At 44.6% G+C, this 23739-nt stretch carries 22 protein-coding genes; 14 read left to right on the forward strand and 8 right to left on the reverse strand.

Annotated elements, in window-relative coordinates:
- Nucleotides 1-25 precede the first annotated feature (25 nt).
- From ABIB39_RS06615 to ABIB39_RS06630, 4 genes are read right to left on the reverse strand one after another with little or no spacing between them, the layout of a single operon-like run.
- Nucleotides 26-2263: a penicillin-binding protein 1A gene (locus tag ABIB39_RS06615; RefSeq protein ID WP_354428376.1), complete on the reverse strand. Its 2238-nt coding sequence runs from the start codon at nucleotides 2261-2263 to the stop codon at nucleotides 26-28.
- A gap of 7 nt (nucleotides 2264-2270) precedes the next feature.
- Nucleotides 2271-5198 carry a type IX secretion system periplasmic lipoprotein PorW/SprE gene (gene porW / locus ABIB39_RS06620; protein ID WP_354428378.1) on the reverse strand — a complete coding sequence of 976 codons (2928 nt, stop codon included), beginning with the start codon at nucleotides 5196-5198 and terminating at the stop codon, nucleotides 2271-2273.
- A 10-nt stretch (nucleotides 5199-5208) separates the two neighbouring features.
- Nucleotides 5209-5535 (reverse strand): type II toxin-antitoxin system RelE/ParE family toxin, encoded by a 327-nt coding sequence (locus ABIB39_RS06625; RefSeq protein WP_354428379.1) that lies wholly within the window; start codon nucleotides 5533-5535, stop codon nucleotides 5209-5211.
- Nucleotides 5525-5731, reverse strand: coding sequence for a hypothetical protein (locus tag ABIB39_RS06630; RefSeq protein WP_354428381.1), 207 nt, complete (start codon nucleotides 5729-5731; stop codon nucleotides 5525-5527). The genes ABIB39_RS06625 and ABIB39_RS06630 overlap by 11 nt, the downstream gene beginning before the upstream one ends.
- Before the next feature lie 68 nt (nucleotides 5732-5799).
- Here ABIB39_RS06630 and ABIB39_RS06635 point away from each other — a divergent pair, with 68 nt between their 5' ends.
- The 8 genes from ABIB39_RS06635 to atpG all read left to right on the forward strand — a co-directional run bounded on the left by ABIB39_RS06635 (nucleotide 5800) and on the right by atpG (nucleotide 11611).
- A complete protein-coding gene (locus tag ABIB39_RS06635; protein ID WP_354428382.1) occupies nucleotides 5800-6030 on the forward strand; it encodes an AtpZ/AtpI family protein in 231 nt (76 codons plus the stop codon).
- The gene (locus tag ABIB39_RS06640) at nucleotides 6027-6413 is read left to right on the forward strand and encodes a hypothetical protein (RefSeq protein WP_354428384.1); all 387 of its coding nucleotides are present in this window, start codon (nucleotides 6027-6029) and stop codon (nucleotides 6411-6413) included. The genes ABIB39_RS06635 and ABIB39_RS06640 overlap by 4 nt, the downstream gene beginning before the upstream one ends.
- Before the next feature lie 32 nt (nucleotides 6414-6445).
- Entirely contained in the window at nucleotides 6446-7522 is a 1077-nt protein-coding gene (atpB, locus tag ABIB39_RS06645) for a F0F1 ATP synthase subunit A (RefSeq protein WP_354428386.1), read from the forward strand.
- Nucleotides 7523-7569: 47 nt separating this feature from the next.
- Nucleotides 7570-7779: an ATP synthase F0 subunit C gene (gene atpE, locus ABIB39_RS06650; protein ID WP_191173613.1), complete on the forward strand. Its 210-nt coding sequence runs from the start codon at nucleotides 7570-7572 to the stop codon at nucleotides 7777-7779.
- 102 nt (nucleotides 7780-7881) lie between these two features.
- A complete protein-coding gene (gene atpF / locus ABIB39_RS06655) occupies nucleotides 7882-8376 on the forward strand; it encodes a F0F1 ATP synthase subunit B (RefSeq protein WP_354428388.1) in 495 nt (164 codons plus the stop codon).
- Between the two features lie 81 nt (nucleotides 8377-8457).
- A complete protein-coding gene (atpH, locus tag ABIB39_RS06660) occupies nucleotides 8458-9006 on the forward strand; it encodes an ATP synthase F1 subunit delta (RefSeq protein WP_354428389.1) in 549 nt (182 codons plus the stop codon).
- 32 nt (nucleotides 9007-9038) lie between these two features.
- Entirely contained in the window at nucleotides 9039-10613 is a 1575-nt protein-coding gene (atpA, locus tag ABIB39_RS06665; RefSeq protein ID WP_354428390.1) for a F0F1 ATP synthase subunit alpha, read from the forward strand.
- Between the two features lie 89 nt (nucleotides 10614-10702).
- A complete protein-coding gene (gene atpG, locus ABIB39_RS06670; protein WP_354428391.1) occupies nucleotides 10703-11611 on the forward strand; it encodes an ATP synthase F1 subunit gamma in 909 nt (302 codons plus the stop codon).
- A gap of 377 nt (nucleotides 11612-11988) precedes the next feature.
- Here atpG and ABIB39_RS06675 read toward each other — a convergent pair whose 3' ends face one another.
- Complete coding sequence (locus ABIB39_RS06675; protein WP_354428393.1) at nucleotides 11989-12654, reverse strand: basic secretory protein-like protein; 666 nt, start codon at nucleotides 12652-12654, stop codon at nucleotides 11989-11991.
- Nucleotides 12655-12717: 63 nt separating this feature from the next.
- Nucleotides 12718-13161 (reverse strand): SRPBCC domain-containing protein, encoded by a 444-nt coding sequence (locus ABIB39_RS06680; RefSeq protein WP_354428394.1) that lies wholly within the window; start codon nucleotides 13159-13161, stop codon nucleotides 12718-12720.
- Between the two features lie 246 nt (nucleotides 13162-13407).
- Between ABIB39_RS06680 and ABIB39_RS06685 the strand changes: the two genes are divergently transcribed.
- The 5 genes from ABIB39_RS06685 (at nucleotide 13408) to ftcD (ending at nucleotide 20194) form a co-directional block, all read left to right on the forward strand.
- Nucleotides 13408-13911, forward strand: coding sequence for a MarR family winged helix-turn-helix transcriptional regulator (locus ABIB39_RS06685; RefSeq protein ID WP_354428395.1), 504 nt, complete (start codon nucleotides 13408-13410; stop codon nucleotides 13909-13911).
- Complete coding sequence (gene hutH / locus ABIB39_RS06690; RefSeq protein ID WP_354428397.1) at nucleotides 13898-15457, forward strand: histidine ammonia-lyase; 1560 nt, start codon at nucleotides 13898-13900, stop codon at nucleotides 15455-15457. The genes ABIB39_RS06685 and hutH overlap by 14 nt, the downstream gene beginning before the upstream one ends.
- Nucleotides 15435-17108: a urocanate hydratase gene (gene hutU / locus ABIB39_RS06695; RefSeq protein WP_354428399.1), complete on the forward strand. Its 1674-nt coding sequence runs from the start codon at nucleotides 15435-15437 to the stop codon at nucleotides 17106-17108. The genes hutH and hutU overlap by 23 nt, the downstream gene beginning before the upstream one ends.
- A 157-nt stretch (nucleotides 17109-17265) precedes the next feature.
- Nucleotides 17266-18501, forward strand: coding sequence for an imidazolonepropionase (gene hutI / locus ABIB39_RS06700; RefSeq protein ID WP_354428401.1), 1236 nt, complete (start codon nucleotides 17266-17268; stop codon nucleotides 18499-18501).
- Between the two features lie 7 nt (nucleotides 18502-18508).
- A complete protein-coding gene (ftcD, locus tag ABIB39_RS06705; protein WP_354428403.1) occupies nucleotides 18509-20194 on the forward strand; it encodes a glutamate formimidoyltransferase in 1686 nt (561 codons plus the stop codon).
- Between the two features lie 33 nt (nucleotides 20195-20227).
- Here the strand turns inward: ftcD and ABIB39_RS06710 are convergent, their stop codons facing one another.
- Both ABIB39_RS06710 and nagB read right to left on the reverse strand, forming a co-directional pair.
- Nucleotides 20228-20452, reverse strand: a complete 225-nt coding sequence (locus ABIB39_RS06710) for a hypothetical protein (protein ID WP_354428405.1) — start codon at nucleotides 20450-20452, stop codon at nucleotides 20228-20230.
- 110 nt (nucleotides 20453-20562) lie between these two features.
- On the reverse strand, nucleotides 20563-22482 hold the full coding sequence (gene nagB / locus ABIB39_RS06715) for a glucosamine-6-phosphate deaminase (RefSeq protein WP_354428407.1): 1920 nt from the start codon (nucleotides 22480-22482) through the stop codon (nucleotides 20563-20565).
- A gap of 495 nt (nucleotides 22483-22977) precedes the next feature.
- On the opposite strand from nagB, the gene ABIB39_RS06720 reads away from it, so the two are divergent.
- Entirely contained in the window at nucleotides 22978-23670 is a 693-nt protein-coding gene (locus ABIB39_RS06720) for a hypothetical protein (RefSeq protein ID WP_354428408.1), read from the forward strand.
- Nucleotides 23671-23739: the final 69 nt, after the last annotated feature.

Here is a 23739-nt window from a genome sequence, read left to right on the forward strand (position 1 = left end):
CAACATTTCAACTTTATAACAAGTTCTAAAAGTCTAATTTTTTATCCACCTCATTAGTGCCTTTTTGCTGTTGGCTGTAGGCCCCACAATCCAGCGTGATAGATACGCCGGATTTTGGCGCTACAAAGTCTACATTCTTTTTGATCCCTAAGGATGGGTTGGCGTAAACTCTTTTCATGTAACCTGCAAATATAGGCAGTGCGGTATTGGCACCTTCGCCAAGGCGGGTAGACCGGAAGTGGATGTCGCGGTCTTCGCAACCTGTCCATACGCCGGTAACCAGTTGCGGAGTAATGCCCATAAACCATCCGTCGGAGTTGTCTTGCGTAGTGCCTGTTTTGCCGCCGATGGGGTTGGTAAGGCCATATTTGGCACGTAAGCGATAACCGGTACCCTCGTCAATAACGCCTTTTAGCATGTAGGTCATCACATAAGCGGTTTGCTCGTTCATAGCTTGCACTATGCGCGGCGTATTGTTATATAAAACGTTCCCGTTTTTATCTTCGATACGCAACAGGTAGGTAGGCTCTGTCCATACACCCTGGTTGGCAAATGCCGAGTAAGCACCCGTCATATCAAAAACCGATGCATCGAACGTACCTAAACAAATAGAAGGATAAGGAGGGACGTTACTGGTGATCCCCATTTTTTTGATCAGTTCCATAACCGGGACGGGCTTAACCTCGTTCATTACATAGGCGGTAACCCAGTTTTGCGAACGGGCAAGCGCGGTGCGCAAGGTGATTACACCCGGCACAGTTTCGCTTGGCGACGAACGTGGCGTCCAGTCGGCACCATAGCCGGTAATGGTGATAGGCTCATTGGCCACTTGCTGGCAAGGCGAAATCCCATCATCAATAGCCACGGCGTAAGTAAATGGTTTAGCGGTAGAACCTACCTGCCTGGTACCCATTTTTACCTGGTCGTATTTAAAATGTTCAAAGTTGGTACCGCCCACCCAAGCTTTGATGTAGCCGGTTGTTGGATCCATACTCATAAGCGCGTTACGCAGCAGCATTTTACAATACACAATAGAATCGATAGGCCTCATTAGTGTATCGATATCGCCACGCCAGGTAAATAAATTCATTTTGGCAGGCTTATTAAAATCAGCACGGATCTCTTCTTCGGATGCCCCCTGCGATTTTAGGGCGATATATCTGTCTGACCTGTACATGCCTTTATCAAGCAGTGATTTAAAGTTTGGGATGCTTTTCCAAAGACTAATCCCTTTCCAGTGGGCGTTAAACTGCGCCTGCAGGGTACGCATATATTCTTTCTGCGCGTCCTCGGCATATTGCTGCATGGTGGCATCAATGGTAGTGTATATTTTTAGGCCGTTGCGGTCGAGGTCGTAAGGGGTGCCATCGGGTTTCATGATCGATTTATCAACCAATATTTTTTGCACCTCTTTTTTAAGTATAGCCCTAAAATAGGTTGCAATACCGTCGTTATGGTCTATAGGGCTAAAGGTTAAACCAAGTGGTTTTGCTTTATATTCATCTGCCTGTCCGGCGCTTAAAAAGCCCTCTTCATCCATACGGCGAAGAACAAAATTACGGCGGTTTTTAGCGTTATCGGGGTGGTTTATGGGCGAGTAAATACCAGGGCCATTTATCATCCCAATCAATAAAGCAGCCTGGTCCGGCGTAAGTTTATCTGGTGTAGTATTAAAGTAAGTACGCGATGCCGAACTGATGCCATAAGTGTTATAAGCGCCAAAATCTACGGTGTTCATGTACAGGGTAAGGATCTCTTCCTTAGTGTAGTTACGTTCTATCTTAACCGCGGTGATCCACTCCTGTAGTTTTTGAATGACGCGTTTAAAAGGGTTGTGCGACCGCTCCGAAAAAAGGTTTAACGCCAACTGCTGGGTAATGGTACTACCACCTTGTTTTTTGCCAATAAGGTTATAAAATATTATGCTGAACGTACGCTGAAAATCTATCCCCGAGTGCTGGTAAAAGCGGGTATCCTCGGTAGCAATTAATGCATTGATAATGTTTGGCGAAATCTGTTTATAAGTAACACTTGTGCGGTTCTTGATATAATATTTGCCAATAACCCGCTTATCTGACGAGATGATCTCTGATGCCTGGTCGCTTTTAGGGTTTTCCAGCTCGGCGAATGACGGCAACGGGCCAAACACCTGGAACGCGATAAGCAGTATCATCAGCACGAAAAAAGAGAAACAGGCGATCACAAAACGCCATATATACCAGTTGTAACGTTTAATATCCTGTTGCGAAACTTTATTGATCATCTGTTTTTTAGTAGTTTTGTTGATAATAGTCTGTATAACTATCCAGTTTTTTTCGGTCGGCTAATTTATTCAGATTTTCTTGTGTTATAATAAAAAAGCTGTATTTATCCTGCGGCACCTTCATAATATCCGGCATCAGCGGTAAAATCTTACGGGCATAATCTTTAACACTTGCAAGATTGGCAAAGCGCCCAATATATATCAGTTGGTTATCGTATCCAACGGCTTTTAGCTGGTGTTTGATGCCGGCGCTGTTATAACTAACCCTGTTGAACTGCCCAATACCAAAACGAGATGACGACAGATTGATTGCGCCGCTGCTTACATTTATCACCAGGTAATAATTGGTACTATCGCGCAAGCTAAATATCGATGGGGTTTGCTTAACAGGTGCAACCGCAGGTAGTGTAACAACAGGTGCAGTAACCTGTGCCGATTGCGTTACCGGTGGCAAAATATCAGTTTTAGTTTCAACAGTCGTTTCTTTTACAGATTCTTTAACAACGGCAACCTCTGCAGGTTTTTCAACCTTTGGCGTAGCGGAAGTTATTTCTGAAGCTTTTGGCTCTTTTACCAAAGGTGGCGTAACCGGTTTCGGCTCTGGTTTGCGCACATCGGGTCGCGGTATATATTTTTCTGCAAGTACCCTAAATTCAGTTTCTTTTTGGTAGGGGATAGGCAGGGTAAACTGTGAGTCGTTTGTTTCACGATCAGATATTACCACGCTACGTAATGATAGTTCTGAACGGTTGGCAACGATGTACGCCAAATGCTGATTAACCAACGGGGTTATCAGTTTATCGTTGGGGTATTTGGTTGCGATGTTTTGCAGATCGGTATTAAAAGGAGTTAATGGCCTCAAGTGACCCGCAGCAAAGGCGCGCAGATAATAGATCTGCGATGCAAACCGGTTGTTTGGATATTGCGCCAGCAAAGCCTCCGATGCGGTAATAACCTTTGCATACTGCCTGGTTGCATACAGATCGTATATATTATTATATAGTATGCTGAAGCCGGTATCCTCATCATTGATGTGCTTACTGTACTCCGGGTCGAGGATGATCCTGGCAAATGGCGTTTGCGGGTAGTTTTTCACCAACAGATCTTTATACTTATTTGAGGATGCAGGGTCTGTATCGCTGTACAGGCGGTATAGGTTATAATATATTGCCGCGGTATTATCGTTATTTGGGAAACGCCTTAAGATAAGTTCGTAGGCTGCAATAGCTTCTTTTTTATCATCCAATATATCGCGGTAAAAGTTGGCAATATCCAGATAAGCATCGTAACTGCGCTTGTTAGACTGTGCCAGTAACGAGGGTGTAAGCGGCAGGTTCTGTAAAAGCTCCTGCCTGTAATTGCCTGCTGTAACCTTGTTGGCGTTGTTGCTGATCAGGTCGTTTGCGCCGCCATCCGGGTCGGTTGCTTGTATGGCTACAGAATTGTTTTGGGTAATGTCGCTGCCCGCGCGATTGGCCCTGCGCCAGTTATCCTCTAAACGGCGGTTACCCCAAACACGCTTAAAGCTGCTAAAACCCTGGCTTACCGCGTTGGCATTGCTAAAGTAAAAGTTATCGCCATTGGGCACACTCTCTTGTGCCGTTTGGTTTACATTGATAGCACTACGTGCCTGGGCATTATTTACTTGTGCAGGTTGCGATCTTAATATTTTTGCCTCCACCATTTTATCGATGCGGGCAAGGCGGGTTGGTTCATCAAGTTTGGCAAGCATCTGTAAGGTATCTTCGCGGTCAATTACCTGCAACCTATCGGCCAATACCTGAAGGTTGTCGGCCTTCTTTTTAATGATATGATAGTTAGGGTAATTTGGCGACAGGCTCACCAACGCGCTGTCATAAAAGTTTTTGGCGCCGGTGTAATCACCCTTATTCTTAAAATACACATCGGCCATACGCAGGTAAGACAGTCCCTTTTGATTTTGATTTTTTGTGCTGTAGTTGATGGATTGCCTGTAGCTTTTCAGCGCGTTATCTATTTCGCCATCGTTGTACTGGATCTGCGCTATCTGGAAATATACCTGGTCGGTAAAATCTTTATTATTAGCGTTTTTAAGTAGCGACCGCAGGCGGGTAAGGCGGCTTACTTTAACGCCATTCTGCATGTCCTCAATACGGATGCGGTTAAGGTTGGCATTAAAGGCCATGTCAAATATCGCGTTGCTTTTGCTAACGCGATCATAATTGGCAACCGCATCAACAGGTTTGTGGTTCATTTCCTGCAATTGCGCAAGAATAAATGTCCAGCGTAATTCGCGCTCTTTACCGTGTGCGTTTTCTACCGCCAGTTTCGCCATGGCTTCGGCATCTGCGTAATCTTGTACGTTTATATCATACTGGAGTTTGGTGGCGTACACATCGCCCGTAATATTTTTTTTAGGGTTGATCTCAGCAAGGGCGCTATCCAAAGCAGTTTTAGCATCGTTAGGCTGATTGATGTATAGTAATGAACGCGCCTTGTAAACCAATGCCTCTTGTTTAAGCTCAATATTGCTGCCAAACGAGCGGATAACATAATTGGCATACTCTACCGCGTCAAAGTAATTTCCATCGAGATAATTGGCCTTGCTTAGTAACAGATAGGCATCGCCTAAATAATGGCTTTGCTCTTTAACGCTGATGATGGTATTGGCTTTCTCTTTAACCAGGTCCAACTCTTTATCGGGTACATCGCTTTTGGTTATGGTATCGCGGTAAACGCTTAGCAGTTCACTGTAATCGTCAACATACCCGGCTTCATAAGCTTCTTGTTTTTGGCGAAGGATCTCTTTGGCATTAAACAAGATATTGTATTTGGCTGTTAAATTTTGCAGGCCGCGGTTAAGCCCGCTCTTTTTCTCGAGCGAACAGCCGGCAACAGCCACAAGTATGGCAAGCAACAATAACTTAGCTAAAGAAAGGGTAGAAGTTGGCCTCAATTGTTTTTGGTTAATAGATATATTTTAATAATTCTTTAATTGCAGCGTCTGATATATTTGTTTGTTCGGCTTTATCGTATAAACTTAAAAGAATAACGGTATTTTCTGAGAAATGTAAATGCGTGATAATTCTACCTCCGCCACTTTTACCTTTCCCTTTACTTGCGATAGATAGCCGTATCTTAAAACAACTTGAACCTAAAGAGGTACCCTGTTTAGGTTCGCTTTTTAATGACCTTATTAATTCACCTAATTCGATTTTTAATGAGGGATACTTTTTTACGAGACGTTTTGCCTGCTTATCAAATGAATGAAGCGTGATAACATTATAACTCATCAAGCAATTCCTCCGCAGGTCTGCCCTTAAGTTTACCGGCCTTTATCAGCTTAACATCTTCTACAGCCTCTTTTAATTCGCTTAGAAAACGACTGTTCTCATCTGTCAACGGTTTGGTTTTCACGTATTTAAAGTTTTTTAAAACTTCTAATACAAACGAAGCCTTGTCATCCTGAATGTCCAATAAAATTTTCATAGAAAATGGATATAAAAAGTATCGCTAATTTACTAAATACTATTCAATAGGTTTAATAAATTTGCCGCATGGCACAAAATGAACAAAAGCAACCCGAAGAAGGGGGCAAAGCAGTAAACGCTTACGCCAAATATACCGGGCTGGCGTTCCAGATGATAGCTATTATCGGCATCTTTGCATTCGCCGGTTATAAAATAGACAAAGCCAACCAACACGATACCATGTGGGTAACCGCAGCGCTGTCGCTTGCCGGGGTGTTTATATCATTGTTCATCGTTATCAGATCTGTACGAAATTGAAGATTCAACCTGCACTTATATCGTTTGCCATTTTTGTGGCGGTACTTGCCGCCCTGCCTTTTGGCGTTTCAATGGCAGGATACCCTAATTTATTGATGCCCTATTTCTGGGGGATGTTCGCCTACATTACAGGCCTTACGTTTTTAATAGTAATGGCCATATTATTTACCCAAAAAATAAACCCCGAAAACTACGCCCAGGTTTTTTTGGCCGGGACTACTTTTAAAATATTGGCCTGCCTGGCGTTTATGGTGATATTTTTGATGAAAAACAAGGTAGAAAAGGGCGTTTTTGCGGGCAATTTCTTTTACTTATATTTCTTAAATACGGCCTTTGAAGTTTACGTGTTATTACGTAACTTGCGCAACCAAAATTTAAAGTAAAAAACTTTATTTAGATGTATAAAAGCTCAATTTTGAAATCAAAAATTTTTACACTTTTACGAATTTGTGCCGTTTTTTTAACGCTGACCGCATTTTCAATACCGGCTTTTTCGCAGGAAGAACACGCTGAACATGCCGAAGGCGCTGAAAAGAAGTTTGAGCCAAGCGAGGTTATTTTAGAACACATTGCCGACTCTCATTCTTTACACCTTTGGGGCGAAACTTCGTTACCACTTCCGGTTGTATTGTACACTGATAAAGGCCTTGAAGTATTTTCTTCATCGCATTTCGAGCATGGCCATGCAGACTACGTTGGCAAATACTACACATACCGTTTAATAAACGATAAAGTAAATATTGTTGGCGAAAATAATACTGTTGCCGAAAGCGCAAGCATTGTAAAATGGAACAGTAGTTTAATCGACTTTTCTATCACCCGTAACGTGGCAAGCATGTGGATGGGTATCGCTTTCCTGCTTATCATCTTCTTTAGCGTATCATCGGCATACAAAAAACGCCAGGGCAAAGCACCTAAGGGTTTACAATCTTTTATGGAGCCGCTTATCCTTTTTGTAAGGGACGATATCGCCCGCCCAAACATCGGTTACAAATACCAGCGCTTTATGCCGTTGTTATTAACCGTGTTTTTCTTTATCTGGATCAACAACATGATAGGCCTTGTGCCTTTCTTCCCGGGTGGTGCAAACTTAACGGGTAATATAGCGGTAACGCTTGTGCTTTCTGTTATCACATTAATAGTAGTAAATCTTAACGGTAACAAACACTATTGGAAACACATTTTCATCCCGGCCGATGTGCCTGTTTGGATCTGGCCTTTATGGTGGGTTATCGAGTTGGTGGGTATCATCTCACGCCCTTTCGCGTTAATGATACGTTTGTTTGCCAACATTACAGCAGGCCACATTATTGTGCTTAGCTTAATATCACTGATATTTGTGTTCAAGTCGGTAGGCATTGCGCCGGTATCAGTAGCTTTTGTGGTATTTATGGATGTATTGGAGTTGCTGGTAGCAGCACTGCAGGCGTTCATCTTTACGCTGTTAACCGCATTATTTATCGGTACAGCTATTGAGGAGCACCACCACTAATTTTTTGCAAATAATTATATTAATATATACACTTTAAATTTAAAACAATGTTTGGAAGTATCGCTGCACTTGGTGCAGGTTTAGCCGTAATTGGTGCCGGTATAGGTATCGGTCAAATTGGTGGTAAAGCTGTTGAAGGTATTGCTCGTCAGCCAGAAGCTGCTTCAAAAATCCAAACTGCAATGATCATCGCTGCTGCCCTTGTAGAGGGTGCTGCTTTGTTTGGTGTGGTTGTATCTTTCTTAGGCTTGAAATAATATTTCATCCCTTCAAGAGGATTAAAAAATTAACCGTACCCGTAGCGATTGGCTGCGGGCACGGTTATTAAATTGAATGTTAAAATATATACATCATATATAATGAATCCATTAGTTACCCCCGAGATTGGTTTAGTGTTCTGGACAACAGTATCGTTCCTGGTGCTGTTTTTCTTACTTGCCAAATTTGCCTGGAAACCTATTATGGGTGCCCTTGACGAGCGCGAGCGCTTTATTGAAGACTCGCTGTCAAAAGCTGAGGCTGCTAAAGAAGAAATGGCTCGTTTAACCAACGAGAACGAAGTTCTTTTAAAACAAGCGCGTATAGAGCGTGATGCTATTTTGCAGGAAGCTAAAAAGGTGAAAGACCAGATCATAGCTGATGCTAAAGATGCTGCACACAAAGAAGGTGCACGCCAGATAGAGCTTGCCCGTATTGATATCCACAACCAAAAAACAATTGCTATGGCAGATGTAAAAAACCAGGTTGCTGCTTTATCTATTGAGATTGCGGAGAAAGTATTGCGCAAGCAGTTTGAAGACCAGGGCAAACAGGATGCATTAGTTGCAGAGCTGTTAAAAGAAGTTAAGTTATAATATTAGACATGGGATGGTAGATTTGAGACATAAGACAAGCAGTCTCACATCTCAAATGTCACATCTCAAATCTCAAGAACGATGTCAGAAATAACAGTAGCATTAAGATACGCGAAAGCACTAATTGACCTTGCCGGGGAGCAAAAAGCCCTTGAAGAGGTTAAAACTGATATGGAGCTTTTTTTGGGTACTGTAAAAAGTAGCCCGGAGTTGGGTGCTGTTTTGGCTAACCCCATTATATCGCACAGTAAAAAGGTACATATACTGGCTGATGTTTTTGGCAGCAAAGTTAACAAGGTAACTATTGCATTCTTAAACATCATGATCAATAAAGGCCGTGGCGAAGTGTTATACACTACCGCGCAGGAGTTTATTGGTTTATACGATGTGAAGAACCAAATTACAAATGCCAAAGTAACAACCGCGTCACCACTATCTGCAGAGAATAAGCAAAAAATGCTTGACGATGTGCAGAAAGCGATTGGCGGCACGGTTAAGCTTACTGATAAAGTTGACCCATCGTTAATTGGTGGTTTTGTGCTTACTGTAGGCGACAGGCAGGTTGATACCAGCATAGCCAGCAGCTTAAAACGAATGAAAAAGGAATTTGCACAGGTTGCAATCAAATAGTATTAAATTAAAACTCTAAAATAAATTCAAAAATGGTAGAGGTAAGACCAGACGAAGTATCAGCAATTTTGCGTCAGCAATTAGCGGGCTTTAAGTCAGAATCTGAATTAGAAGAAGTGGGTACCGTGCTCCAGGTGGGTGACGGTATTGCACGCGTTTACGGACTAACTAAAGTACAATCAGGTGAACTGGTTGAATTTGATAACGGTTTACAAGGTATAGTATTAAACCTTGAAGAAGATAACGTAGGTGTGGTATTGTTGGGTAGGTCTGACGATATCAAGGAAGGTGACAATGTAAAACGCACCAACCGTATCGCATCTATCAACGTAGGCGAAGGCATGCTTGGCCGTGTTGTGGATACCTTGGGTACCCCAATTGATGGTAAAGGACCGATCATCGGCGAAACGTACGAAATGCCTTTGGAGCGTAAAGCGCCGGGTGTTATCTATCGCCAGCCGGTAACTGAGCCATTACAAACAGGTATCAAAGCTATTGATGCGATGATCCCGATTGGCCGTGGCCAGCGCGAGTTAGTTATTGGTGACCGCCAAACTGGTAAAACCGCTGTTTGTATCGATACCATTATTAACCAAAAAGAATTTTACGATGCCGGCGCGCCGGTATATTGTATATATGTAGCTTGTGGCCAAAAGGCTTCTACAGTTGCAAACATTGTACGCACATTAGAAGAGAATGGTGCTATGCCTTACTCTATCGTTGTTGCGGCTAATGCATCAGACTCTGCTACCATGCAGTTCTTTGCTCCATTTGCAGGTGCTGCAATTGGCGAGTACTTCCGTGATACAGGTCGCCCTGCATTGATCGTTTATGATGATCTTTCTAAACAAGCGGTAGCTTATCGTGAGGTTTCATTGTTATTACGCCGCCCACCGGGCCGTGAGGCTTACCCGGGTGACGTATTTTACCTGCACAGCCGTTTATTAGAACGTGCCGCTAAAGTTAACAGCAACGATAGCATCGCGCAGCAAATGAACGATTTGCCGGAGTCTATCAGGCACATTGTTAAAGGTGGTGGATCATTAACCGCTTTGCCTATTATCGAAACACAGGCTGGTGACGTATCTGCATATATCCCTACCAACGTAATTTCAATTACTGATGGTCAGATCTTCTTAGAGTCTAACTTGTTCTTAGCAGGTATCCGCCCGGCAATTAACGTAGGTATCTCGGTATCACGTGTGGGTGGTAACGCGCAGATCAAATCGATGAAGAAAGTTGCCGGTACACTTAAACTTGACCAGGCACAATATCGTGAACTTGAGGCATTCTCTAAATTCGGTTCGGATTTAGATGCGTCAACCAAAAACGTAATTGATAAAGGTGCACGTAACGTAGAAATTTTGAAGCAAGGCCAGTTCTCTCCGGTAACGGTAGAAAAACAGGTAGCTATCATCTACTTAGGTACTAAAAACCTGATGCGTAACGTACCGGTTAACAAGATCCGTGAGTTTGAAGCAGAATATACAAGCCAGTTAGAGCAACGCCACCCTGAAGTGTTGGCAGCCCTTAAAGCAGGTAAATTTGATGACCAGTTGACTGGCGTACTGGAAACAGTAGCTAAAGAATTGACAGGTAAGTACTAATTAGTAGTAAGTAATTAGTATCGAGTATCAAGTAGCAAGACATAAAGTCTAAATACATGATACTCGATACTTGATACTAAAACAAAAGAATGGCTAATTTAAAAGAAGTAAGAAACAGGATAGCATCCGTAAGCTCAACACAGCAGATCACCAAGGCCATGAAAATGGTTTCGGCAGCGAAGCTGAAAAGGGCAACCAATGCTATTGTACAGTTACGCCCGTACGCTAATAAGTTGAAAGACCTTTTGGCAAACCTATCGGCAAGTTTAGAGGATGGTGCTTCGCCATACCTGCAACAGCGCGAGCCGGTGCGTGTATTGGTTATTGTTGTATCATCAAACCGTGGTTTAGCGGGTGCTTTTAATACCAACGTTATTAAAACTGCCAATAACCTGATTGCCGAGAAATACAGCGAGCAGTTAAGGGCGGGTAACGTTTCTATTGTTGCCATCGGTAAAAAAAGCCAGGAGTTTTTTCAGCGTCGTAAGTATAACGTTATTGGTAACAACAACGATTTGTACCTTGACCTGAACTTTATCAATGCTTCGAAAATTACCGACAGCATTATGCAAGGCTTTATCAATGGCGATTACGATCGTGTTGAATTGGTTTATAACCATTTCCGCAACGCGGCTGTACAGTTCCAGGTTGCCGAGCAATTATTGCCGGTACCAATGGCCGAAGCAAAACCAAAAGAAGAAGCGGTTAAAGCTAAGGATGCTGTTATTGAAACGCAGGTTAACTACATCTTAGAACCTTCGCAGGAAGAGATAGTAGAACAGCTGATCCCTAAAAATATTAAAATTCAGTTATACCGTGCCGTTTTAGATTCAAACGCATCTGAGCATGGCGCACGTATGACAGCGATGGATAAAGCAACCGAAAATGCAGGCGACCTGTTGAAAGCCCTAAAACTTTCATACAACCAGGCACGCCAGGCAGCAATCACAACCGAACTTACCGAGATCGTAAGTGGTGCAGCAGCATTAGGTGGTTGATTTTAATCATTAAATTGACAAACAAGAAAGGCTTTCCAATTTTTGGAAGGCCTTTCTTAGTTTCAGGCAGATCGTTATTGCAATGCCGCGCGTTTAATAGACTGTAATGGTGAGCCTGGCAAACCTTACTAATGATGGTGGCGCTATTTTGTCAGTATATGTAAAAATTGGAAACGCTGATTATAAGGCAGATACGAGCGTTCACGCGCGTTAATGGCCGTGAACGTGAACATTCTGCAGTTACGGGGGCGTTTCAGGTCGTTTTCAGGGCTATTTTAGGTGCTGCTGACCGGGTGTATATAGCGCATCTAAATAACGCTTTTTTTGTCTCTCTTTACGTCATTTAACCTTCAAAGCCGGTAAATTCAGGCTGGCAATTATATCGTCGGGTTAGTCGAATAATCCTTCCACAAGTCATCAACCGATTTACCGGTAAGTTTATTCCAAGATGCTGCTGTGTAAGTATGATCGCGCATCTGACTGTCTAATTTTTTAACGGTCCCCTTTTTGACCTTAGTTTCTACCCACACTAAAAATCGGGCGGTAACACGGTAGGCGTTATCATAATTTTGGGTAGGTTTAAAATCCGGCAACTTCCAATTTGCGGCAGCGTTAGCCACACCTTGCTCGTTACGTACATAATCGGCAATGCCTTCTGTTAACCATCCCGGCCCGTCGAAACTGCCGTAGTTTTGGGCAATGTGCATCACTTCGTGGGTAACCACATCAATATCATTTGGGTGCTTAGTCATATAAGCCGGACTAAAAACCACGCGGCCATTATCTGTAGCAGCAACACCATGGTAGGCGGTATCGATAAAAAACTCCACCTGTTTAAGGCTTTTCTTATTGTACTCGTTTACTATTTTAGGGTAAACGATGAAAAATGTGCTGATAAGTTTATCGGTAATAGCTTTATCAAAGTTAGCGTCGTTGCCGTGTACGATAAGTGTATAACCGCTACGTTTTATGGTGTCGATGCCGCCGGCAAAGCTTGCGCCGCATATTACGGTTGTTAAAAATATTAATAGTGACTTTTTCATTAAGCAAAAATAGCTTTAATGAGCAAATGCAGGTGTATTATCAGTAAAAAGGCTGATACAAAGTTATTTTTCAGCAACGGCTTTTAATGCTTCCAGCGCTTTTGGCCAGGTTTGCAAAAAGTAGTTCATAATGTGCTGATCCAGGTTGGTACCGCTCAGGTCTACCGTTAAGTGGGTTTTATTGCCATCGCCCGTAAGGGTATAATTTTCCATGCCGCCGGCCAGTTTTTTCGCATTATCGCTGGTGAAATCTTCCACACCGTTTTTTAATTCTCCCAGCATTTTAAAGGAAATAAATTCGTAAGGGATATTGCGGGCAATCATAGACACCATGCCACGGTCTTCACCGTCGCTAAACAAAACCTTGCTGCCTTCTTTCCAGTCGGTAATGGCCTTTGAACCTTCACAAAATGGTGCAGTCCATTGCGGATAAGTTTCATCGCCCCAAAGTGTTTCCCAAACTTTTTTGCGCGATGTGTTGATGATGATACTAAATTGCTCTTTCATAATCTAATATTTAATATATAACGAAGATACCCTATAACAAATTGATTTTTACGGTGCAATTGCGACAAGAGAACAGGTGGATTAGGACAAGTTCTGTCTGAGGGGGAGAATGCTTGAGATTACTCACCCCGCGGCGGCGGGCGAAGCAATGACCGGGTGAGTAAGTTATGCGTCTAATAAATATAGATTATCAAACATTTACAAAATAAACTTGCATTTATATAAGCACTTATATAAATTGCACTTATGAATTTGTATCAAAGTTTGGGTTACCTGGTATTGGGCAGCCGCTTAAGGCGGATGAGTGAAACCTTCCTTGCCGAAATAAACCGCATCTACCAAAATGAAGGCATTGATTTTGATGCCAGCTGGTTCCCGGTGTTTTACCTGCTGTCAAAAAACGATTCGCTATCTATTAAGGAGTTGAGCGAACAAACCGAGGTATCGCACCCGGCGGCAAGTCAGCTGATAACAAACTTAAAGAACCGTAAATTAGTAGAAACCACCACCCATGCCGACGATGGCCGCAGGCAAATGGTACAATTCACAGGTAAGGGCCGCGAACTGCTAAGTCGGATCCTGCCCGTTTGGGAAGCCATTACCGTCAGCATGGCCGAACTGGAAGCGAGCGATTCAAAGATTGCCGAAATACTCCCCGCAATATCCGCTTTAGAAGATTCTTTTCGTGCTTACAACTTATCGGGTAAAGTAAGCGCCAAATTAAACCCCGCTCTCCATGACACAATTTAATTACGGCACAGGCCACTTAACTATTGGTGTTTGCCTGGATATAGCATCGGGCAAAATAAAGGGTATAATTGATACCGATGCCGCCACGCGCATTCGCACTTCCTGGAAAGAGGTTGAAAAAATTGTACACGCGCACTTACCGGTCTACGGTATTAATACAGGTTTTGGTCCGCTTTGCGATACAGGCATTTCTGAGAAGGATACCAGCCTGCTGCAAAGTAATATTTTAAAAAGCCATAGCGTTGGCGTAGGTAAACCTAACCCGCAGGAAATCGCCAAGCTGATGCTGATAACCAAGGTGCAAGCTTTGGCGCAGGGCTACTCGGGTATTGCACCTGCAACGTTAGATAGGATCATTTGGCATATAGATAATGATATTATCCCGGTCGTACCCGAGAAAGGATCGGTTGGTGCCTCGGGTGATCTGGCGCCGCTTTCGCATCTGTTTTTGCCGTTAATTGGCTTAGGATATGTAAATATTGGCGACGAAAGGCATCACGCAGGCGAAATCCTTAAACAACATAATTTACAGCCATTGGTGCTGGGCCCAAAAGAAGGTTTAGCACTTATAAACGGCACCCAATTTATTTTAGCTTTCGCTATAAAGGCGGTTGAACGTTTAAACAAAGCGCTTAATGTTGCTGATCTGATCGGCGCCATGTCACTTGAAGGGCTTATGGGCTCTTCACGGCCATTTGATGCGAGGCTACATGCCATTCGCCCGTATAAAGGCACTAAGTTGGTGGCGAAACGCCTGGCGTCGTTATTGGAGGGGTCGTCCATTGGCAGTTCTCATGTAGATTGTGATCGGGTGCAGGATCCATATTCGTTACGTTGTATGCCGCAGGTACATGGTGCATCGCGCAATGCCTGGCTGCATTTAAAAGAACTAACTGAGATAGAATTAAATTCTGTAACCGATAACCCGGTAATTTTTAATGCCGATGATACCATAAGCGGTGGCAACTTTCACGGGCAGCCATTGGCTTTGCCGTTAGATTACGCTACTGTAGCCGCTGCCGAACTGGGCAATATTGCTGATCGCCGCTGCTACCTCATGAGCGAAGGCCGTTACGGTTTACCAAAACTTTTAACAGATGATGCCGGACTAAATTCGGGCCTGATGATCCCGCAATACACCACCGCCGCGTTGGTTACCGAAAATAAAACTTTCTGTTTCCCGGCAAGTGCCGATAGTGTGCCTACCTCGCTCGGGCAGGAAGATCATGTTTCCATGGGCTCTATCAGCGGGCGCAAACTGCACACGGTGTTAGATAATTTGGAGTACATCCAGGCTATAGAGTTACTTTACGCATCGCAGGCGTTAGAGTTCCGCCGGCCTTTGCAAAGTACCCCGGTAATAGAGAACATGCATCAATTGGTAAGGGAGCACGTTCCTTTTATTAAAGAAGACAGGATTTTTGCGGATGATATCAACGCCCTGCATCAACTAATTATTAGCGGGCAGCTCCGGTCGGTTGCAGACGAAGCCGCCCAAAAACACAACATCAATATAAACGACGATGACGAATTCGGAATTTATTAATACGTACGCCAACCACCCGGTTTATTATGCCCCGGTTGGTAACCAACTGCATGCTAAAAGCTGGCAAACGGAAGCACCGCTGCGCATGTTGCTTAACAACCTTAACGGAGAGGTTGCAGAAAACCCTGAGGAGTTGGTGGTTTATGGCGGTATCGGACAGGCAGCCCGCAACCCCGAATCGCTGCGGAAGATAATTGAACTGTTGCTGGAACTGGATGAGGATCATTCGTTATTGGTACAATCCGGCAAGCCGGTTGGGATCATCCGCAGCCACCCGCAGGCGCCAAGGGTTTTAATAGCCAACAGCAACCTTGTACCCGCATGGGCAACCTGGGAGCATTTCAATAAACTGCGCGCCGATGGCCTGATGATGTACGGCCAGATGACCGCCGGGAGTTGGATCTACATTGGCACCCAGGGTATTTTGCAAGGCACTTACGAAACGTTTGTGGAGGCAGGACGCCAGCATTTTAATAATGATTTGACAGGTAAACTGATCGTAAGCGCCGGTATTGGCGGTATGGGTGGCGCACAACCATTGGCCGCAACTATGGCTGGTGCCGTATTTTTAGGTGCCGATGTAGATGCTACCCGCATCCAAAAACGGATAGATAGTAAATATATTGACAGGTTAACTCACTCATACGAGGAAGCGGTAAGCTGGGTGCAGGATGCCATGGCCAAGCGCGAAACTTTGTCGGTTGGTTTGGTGAGCGATGCCGGCGATATGCTGGAACGACTGATCGCTGATGGCATTGTGCCCGATATGGTAACCGACCAAACCTCCGCACACGACCCATTGAACGGCTATATTCCTAACGGATTAAGGTTAGATGAGGCGCTTGACCTGCGCAAGGCAGATCCTGCGCAATATAAAAACTTGTCATTAGCCAGTATGGCCCGCCATGTTGGTTTTATGCTGGAATTGCAAAAACGAGGGTCGATAACATTCGATTACGGGAACAACCTGCGCGAGTTTGCCAAACAGGGCGGCGAGCAAAACGCTTACGATTTCCCGGGCTTTACACCGGCGTTTATCCGCCCGTTGTTTTGCGAGGGGAAAGGCCCGTTTAGGTGGGTAGCCCTATCCGGCGATCCAGAAGATATTTATACAACTGACAAGGCTTTGATCGACGCTTTCCCCGATAACAAACCTTTAATAAACTGGCTGGAAAAAGCGCAAAAGCAAATTGCCTTTCAAGGCTTGCCTGCACGCATTTGCTGGTTAGGCATGGGCGAGCGCGAAAAGGCCGGGTTGATATTTAACGAGCTGGTAGCAAGCGGCAAAGTAAAAGCGCCTATCGTGATCGGTCGCGACCATTTGGATTGTGGCTCTGTAGCATCACCAAACCGCGAAACCGAATCGATGAAAGATGGCTCGGACGCCGTATCTGACTGGCCATTGCTGAACTTGATGGCTAACACTTCGGGCGGCGCTACATGGGTATCGTTCCATCACGGCGGCGGCGTAGGTATGGGTTACTCGCAACATGCCGGAATGGTAGTCGTAGCCGATGGCACCGAACGCGCCGCAACTTGCCTGAAACGAGTTTTGCATAATGATCCTGCCATGGGTATCTTCCGCCATGCGGATGCCGGTTATGACAAGGCACAGGATTGGGCAGATAGATTTGGGTTGAAAGTCTGGTAGGTTTAAGTCGGAAACCGATAGTCGGAAAGCCCGAAGACAATGTAAAAAAGCCGTCATTGCGAGGTACGAAGCAATCTCTTTGCTGTACAGAGCTGACCTGCCGATGTAGAGATTGCTTCGTACCTCGCAATGACGCGAGGGATACATGAACAACAATATGAAAAAATTAATAGGTCCATTCACGCAAATACTCCCCTTAACAGGGTTGCCCTTAAAAGGCGCTTTGAAGGATGAGCAATTACATATTGTTGCTAATGGTGGAGTGCTGGTAGAGAACGGACTTATTATCGAAATTGGCGATTATAAAGAACTAACTAAAGCCAATCCATCGGCACAAATCGAAGAGATACACGGCAATCATGTTTTGCTGCCCGGCTTTATAGATTGCCATACGCATATTTGTTTCGGTGGTAACCGTGCAAAGGACTATTCCATGCGCATAGCAGGTAAAACTTATTTAGAAATTGCCCAAGCAGGCGGCGGTATCTGGGATACCGTTACCCAAACCCGGGCTGCTAATGAGGCCACCCTTGTAAATAACCTGCTACGACGTGCCAATCGCCATTTGGCGGAAGGAGTAACTACTATCGAAGTTAAAACCGGTTATGGGTTAAGCGTTGATGAAGAGTTAAAACAGCTCCAAGCAATCAAAACGGCGTCGGCACAAACTAAAGCTAAACTGATACCTACCTGCCTTGCCGCGCACATGGTGCCGAAGGATTTTACAGGATCGCAGGAAGAATATTTGGCCTATATTATAAATGAGTTGCTACCTGTTCTTAAGCAGGAAAACCTAAGCGAACGTGTAGATGTCTTTATCGAGCAAAGCGCCTTTAATACTCAAAACGCTTTGACCTACCTGACCAAAGCCAAACAAATGGGCTTTGATATTACCGTACATGCCGACCAGTTTACAACAGGTGGCAGCGCCGTTGCGGTGCAGGTTGGCGCCTTATCTGCCGACCACATGGAAGCAAGCGGCGAAAAAGAAATTGGCCTGTTGGCCTCATCTAATACTGTTGCAGTAACATTACCCGGTGCATCTTTAGGTTTGGGTATGCCTTATGCACCCGCCCGCAAACTGCTTGATGCCGGTGCCTGCCTCGCTATTGCCAGCGATTGGAACCCCGGCTCGGCACCCATGGGCGACTTGCTAATGCAAGCCGCCGTGATGAGCGCATCAGAAAAGTTATCTGCTGCCGAAGTTTTTGCAGGATTGACCTTTCGCGCGGCCACGGCATTAAAAATAGAAGGTGGTATATTAGCACCGGGTATGCCCGGCGATATGCAGGCCTACCCATGCGCCGATTACCGCGAAATATTATATTACCAGGGAAAATTGAAGCCTAACCTCGTTTGGGTTAAGGGTGTTACTAATGAACAGTTGAACTAATAAACTAATGAACCAACTAATAGAATGTGTGCCCAATTTTAGCGAAGGTGTAAACCTGGTTATCATTAAACAAATTACCGACGAGGTGGAGTCTGTTGAGGGCGTTCGCTTGCTAAACGTTGACCCGGGTAAGGCCACCAACCGCACGGTGGTAACTTTTGTGGGTGAACCAAAGCAAGTGATACAAGCAGCTTTCCTGGCGATTAAAAAAGCCGGAGAACTGATAGATATGAGCAAACATAAAGGCGAGCACCCGCGAATGGGCGCAACCGATGTTTGTCCGCTGATACCTATTGCCAATATAACGATGGAAGAGACCGCTGAGTATGCTAAGCAGCTGGCTAAGCGTGTGGGCCAGGAGTTGGGCATTCCTGCGTATTTATACCAGCATGCACAAGCAGATAAAAGCCGGGATAATTTATCGGTGATCCGTGCGGGTGAGTATGAGGGTTTCTTCAAAAAAATAAAAGAGCCTAAATGGAAACCCGATTTTGGCCCGGCCGAGATGGATACCAAGCGGGGTGCTACCGTGATTGGCGCACGAGATTTTTTGATCGCTTATAATATCAACCTGAATACCACATCAACCCGCAGGGCTAATGCCATTGCTTTTGATGTGCGCGAGGCTGGCCGCGTAATGCGCGAGGGCGACCCGGTGAACGGTAAAATTATCAATGATGAGGATGGCAAACCGAGATCTATCCCAGGCACCTTAAAAAGTGTAAAGGCTATTGGCTGGTACATTGAAGAGTATGGCGTTGCCCAGATCTCGATGAACCTAACCAACATTGAAGTTACGCCTATACATGTTGCTTTCGACGAGGTTTGCAGCAAGGCTGCAGACCGTGGTATCCGTGTTACGGGCAGCGAGTTGGTGGGCTTGATCCCATTGAAAGCCATGCTGGATGCCGGTAAATATTTTTTGCGGAAACAACAGCGGTCGGTGGGGGTGAGTGAGGCGGAAATTATCAAGATCGCTATTAAATCGATGGGGTTGGATGAACTTGGTCCTTTTAATCCCGACGACCGTATAATAGAATATTTGCTGCGAGACGCCAATGCCTGCAAAATGGTGGGTATGACCTTAACCGCTTTTGCCGACGAAACCGCGAGCGAAAGCCCTGCGCCGGGTGGAGGATCAATCTCCGCTTATATGGGTGCTTTGGGTGCGTCGCTGGCTACCATGGTGGCTAATCTGTCATCTCACAAAAAAGGCTGGGACCACCGTTGGGATGAATTTAGTAATTGGGCTGAGCAGGGGCAGGCCTTGAAAGATGAATTGTTAAGGCTGGTTGACCTTGATACCACGGCCTTCAACCGAATAATGGAAGCGTTTAGTTTGCCGAAAGGAAACGATGCAGAGAAAGCTGCACGTAACCGGGCCATACAGGATGCTACCCGTTACGCAATCGAAATTCCATTCCAGGTAATGGAAACCTCTTATGAAAGTTTAACGCTGATAAAAGCTATGGTAGAAAACGGTAACCCAAATTCGGTAACGGATGCGGGTGTAGCGGCGTTGTGTGTACGCTCGGCGGTAATGGGGGCGTTTATGAATGTGAAGATAAATGCATCAGGCTTTAAGGATAAAGCTTTTGTAGATGATATTTTAAAACGTGGCGAAGAGATAGAGCAAAAAACAATTGCCGCCGAAGCGGAGATAATTGCTTTGGTGAACGGGAAGATAAAATAAAAATCACGCCCGGTAAAGCGTCATTTAGATGCTCTATTTGGAACCGCTCAACACGCCTAAAACGCCCCCCGTAACTGCAAAATGTTCACGTTCACGGCCATGAACGGGCGTGAACGCGCATATCTGCCTTATAATCAGCACTTTCAGTTTTTGCATGTACTGACAAAATAGCGCCACCATGTCGCTACGTTCTTTCTCTATTCCCCCGCGGTATTGCAGGAACGAAGCAATCTCTTTACATAATTGTACACTTTGCATAAACGAATACTTAAAGAGATTGCCGGGCTATCTCTCGCAAGGGCATGGTGGGAATGTAACGTAAAAAGCCGCGATAATTCGCGGCTTTTTACGTTACAGAAATGTTTATCTTAATAATGATATCTCACAAAAGCCTCCATAGCTGCATACTCTGCCATACCTAAGCGATCGTAATTTTGGGCGGTTTCGCGGTTGCGATCTTCGGCGCGTACCCAAAACTCGCGTGCATCGTCACCGGGGAAAACGGGCTTATCTTTTTGCGACTGGTGTTTAAAGATCGCGCTGCGTTTGCGCAATACTTCGGCGGGCGAAAGTGGTACGGCCATTTCAATTTCGTGGGTGGCAAACTCATGCCATGCGCCGCGGTACATCCAAACCCAGCAGTCGTTTACCCAAGCCTCGGTTTTACGGAGGCGTTGTAATGATTCGATAACGATATTGAAACAAACCACGTGTGTGCCATGCGGGTCAGCAAAATCACCGGCGGTAAATACCTGTTGTGGTTTTACCTTTTGTAGCAATTCCATGGTCTGTTTGATATCCTCTTCGCCAACCGAGTTCTTTTTGGTTTTACCGGATTCGTAGAACGGCAACGCCTGGAAGTGGATATTGCTATCCGGCAACCCTGCAAAGCGTGCACCCGAGATAGCCTCCGTTTTACGGATAAAGCCTTTTACATCACGAATTTCCGTAGTATCTACCTGGTTTGGTAGTTTCTTATGGATGAATGTGCGCATGTCTTCGTAAATGCCTTGCAGTTTGGCGGTATCCTCCCCAACGCTGGCTTTAAAATCAATAGCGAATTCCATGTATCGTAGCACATCATCGTCCCACACGGCGGTGTTGCCCGATGTTTGATAAGCTACGTGTACATCATGGCCCTGGTCAACAAGGCGAATAAATGTACCACCCATCGAGATCACATCATCATCGGGGTGAGGAGAAAAAACAATAGACCGTTTGCTTGCGGGTTCGGCACGTTCGGGGCGCTGGCTGTCGTCTGCTCCCGGTTTGCCTCCCGGCCAGCCGGTAATGGTGTGCTGCACCTGGTTAAAAATGTCAATGTTGATCTGGTATACGGGGCCTTGCTCTACCGCGAGTTGCGCCATACCGTTGCTGTTGTAATCCTCTTCGGTAAGTTTTAGGATGGGTTTGCCAACCGCCCCCGATAGCCAGATAACGGCTTTTTTCTTCAAATTGTTATCCCAAACGCAATCAGACACCAACCAGGGTGTATCAAAGCGGGTAAGGCCCGATGCGGCATCCACATCTAAAACAAACTCTACATTGTCTGATAATTGCAGGAAGGTTGCAGGCACTTCGCCAGAAATTTCGCCCTCTACCGCTTTGCGTACTATCGGCGCTTTTTTGGCGCTCCATGCCATCAGGATTATTTCGCGGGCTTTAAATATCGTTCCTACACCCATAGTTATCGCTTTGGTAGGTACGTTTTGCTTACCACCAAAATCGCGCGAAGCATCGTTACGTGTAAGGTCGTCAAGCGTAACCAACCGTGTGCCCGAGTTGGGCGCCGAGCCCGGCTCGTTAAACCCGATGTGACCGGTACGGCCAATACCTAAGATCTGCAGGTCGAGGCCGCCAAGTTCTTCTATCTGGCGTTCGTATTCTAAACAAAATGCAGCAACCTCATCTTGCGGCAGGGTGCCGTTGGGGATGTGTACCAGTTTTTTGTCAATGTCTATATGGTCGAACAGATTTTCGTTCATGAAGGTAACGTAGCTTTGTGCCGCATCCGGTTTCATGGGGTAGTATTCATCCAAATTGAAAGTGATAACGCCTTTAAAAGAAAGCCCATCTTCTTTATGCAGGCGAATTAGTTCGGCGTAAACCTGTATTGGTGTAACACCTGTTGCCAGGCCCAACACGGTGGGCTGGCCGGCCGCTTGTTTTTTGCGGATCAGCGCAGCTATCCTGCCTGCTACTGCTATTGATGCGGCACGCTGGTCGGGGTACACCGTAACCGGCAGTTTTTCGTAACGGGTTTCTTCTAATAAATTTAATCTTGCCATAATCAGGTTTAATATATTGCTGTATTGTGTTTTATCTGCTCAAAAAAATTGGCATAAAAAAAATCCTCACCGAAGCGAGGATTTACTAACCAATTAACTATAAAATTTAATCCCCCCAGAAGGGACAAAAAGTATGCGTATTTTAATGACTTGTTTTTCATCATCGATACAAACTTAATAAAGATAATTCATAAAATCAAAATACTTATTAAAATAATTTAAAAAGATTAAAATTGATACCTGCGATAAGTTTTGATCAATAGTGGATTTTTTATCTGATATACAAACGTAGTGATGAGTGGCGGGGTTAGTTTAATTTCAATGAACGTAGGAAAGGCTTTTGCGCCCACTTTGTGATATGGCATTGGATGTATGATCATATTTGCTGTGTGTTTATTTTTAATTAATATTTTAGATTAAATTAATTTTATTTAATGTTCAAAATCACTTAAATTCGTTCATTGATTTAGTTACCTAATTAACTTATCCTATAACTTGAAGCAACTTAAACAAATATTACTTACGGGGGTATTGTTGTTTTGTATTTCGCCTGCACTGTTTTCGCAGGTGAGAAGGAAAGTTATTAAACAAAAACCGATTAGTGTAAAACATACAAATACACCAAAAACTTCAGCCAATGCCGAGGCGGTCATTAGTGCTCAACTTAAAAATTTCCTGGCATTGGCAGCAAATGCTAACGTTAACTTTACCTTCCCAAAAGGGTTTAGGGAGATAAAGGCGCCGGATAATGAGGATCTTTCTTTTGACTATGCCATGGAAATACCCGGCAAGGAGTTTGAACTGTGGTTTCAGGTAAAATCACAAAAGGAAAATTACGCCAGTTACCAACGCTCTATAGGTAACAAAAATACTGCACAGGCCAACCCCGACTCGTTATACATTGGTATGGGTACTGCACAGGCAAAGGCCTTTACCGGCGACAATAATTATTTGTTACGCAGCATCCCACCAAAATACCTGGCAAAATATAATGCAGATGCCGGTAGGACATACCTGCTAAATCTGCTTGATGAAACGGTAACAAAGCATTATAAATACGCGCTCCTTATAACTTTGCAAAAAGACCATACCGGTACCATACTGGCGGTTTGCTTTAGTAACGAAAAAGGCCCCGAGTTTTTTAAGAATATTGACAAGGCTAGCAGCTGTATAAAATTTAAGCAATAGCCCTGCAATGTTAATAAGTTGGCACATTTAAATACTAATTTAAGTGGCATAACTTTATTTTTGCATATC

The organism is Mucilaginibacter sp. UYP27 (assembly GCF_040547175.1).
Taxonomy (GTDB): domain Bacteria; phylum Bacteroidota; class Bacteroidia; order Sphingobacteriales; family Sphingobacteriaceae; genus Mucilaginibacter.

Bases quoted from the DNA above. Each gene is read 5' to 3' on its own strand.
- hutU (WP_354428399.1), top strand. From the start codon at position 15,435: ATGACGAATTCGGAATTTATTAATACGTACGCCAACCACCCGGTTTAT.
- ftcD (WP_354428403.1), top strand. From the start codon at position 18,509: ATGAACCAACTAATAGAATGTGTGCCCAATTTTAGCGAAGGTGTAAAC.
- atpA (WP_354428390.1), top strand. From the start codon at position 9,039: ATGGTAGAGGTAAGACCAGACGAAGTATCAGCAATTTTGCGTCAGCAA.
- ABIB39_RS06635 (WP_354428382.1), top strand. From the start codon at position 5,800: ATGGCACAAAATGAACAAAAGCAACCCGAAGAAGGGGGCAAAGCAGTA.
- ABIB39_RS06685 (WP_354428395.1), top strand. From the start codon at position 13,408: ATGAATTTGTATCAAAGTTTGGGTTACCTGGTATTGGGCAGCCGCTTA.
- ABIB39_RS06625 (WP_354428379.1), bottom strand. From the start codon at position 5,535: ATGAGTTATAATGTTATCACGCTTCATTCATTTGATAAGCAGGCAAAA.
- ABIB39_RS06630 (WP_354428381.1), bottom strand. From the start codon at position 5,731: ATGAAAATTTTATTGGACATTCAGGATGACAAGGCTTCGTTTGTATTA.
- ABIB39_RS06675 (WP_354428393.1), bottom strand. From the start codon at position 12,654: ATGAAAAAGTCACTATTAATATTTTTAACAACCGTAATATGCGGCGCA.
- nagB (WP_354428407.1), bottom strand. From the start codon at position 22,482: ATGGCAAGATTAAATTTATTAGAAGAAACCCGTTACGAAAAACTGCCG.
- atpG (WP_354428391.1), top strand. From the start codon at position 10,703: ATGGCTAATTTAAAAGAAGTAAGAAACAGGATAGCATCCGTAAGCTCA.
- atpH (WP_354428389.1), top strand. From the start codon at position 8,458: ATGTCAGAAATAACAGTAGCATTAAGATACGCGAAAGCACTAATTGAC.
- ABIB39_RS06710 (WP_354428405.1), bottom strand. From the start codon at position 20,452: ATGCAAAGTGTACAATTATGTAAAGAGATTGCTTCGTTCCTGCAATAC.
- ABIB39_RS06615 (WP_354428376.1), bottom strand. From the start codon at position 2,263: ATGATCAATAAAGTTTCGCAACAGGATATTAAACGTTACAACTGGTAT.
- hutI (WP_354428401.1), top strand. From the start codon at position 17,266: ATGAAAAAATTAATAGGTCCATTCACGCAAATACTCCCCTTAACAGGG.
- ABIB39_RS06680 (WP_354428394.1), bottom strand. From the start codon at position 13,161: ATGAAAGAGCAATTTAGTATCATCATCAACACATCGCGCAAAAAAGTT.
- atpF (WP_354428388.1), top strand. From the start codon at position 7,882: ATGAATCCATTAGTTACCCCCGAGATTGGTTTAGTGTTCTGGACAACA.
- hutH (WP_354428397.1), top strand. From the start codon at position 13,898: ATGACACAATTTAATTACGGCACAGGCCACTTAACTATTGGTGTTTGC.
- atpE (WP_191173613.1), top strand. From the start codon at position 7,570: ATGTTTGGAAGTATCGCTGCACTTGGTGCAGGTTTAGCCGTAATTGGT.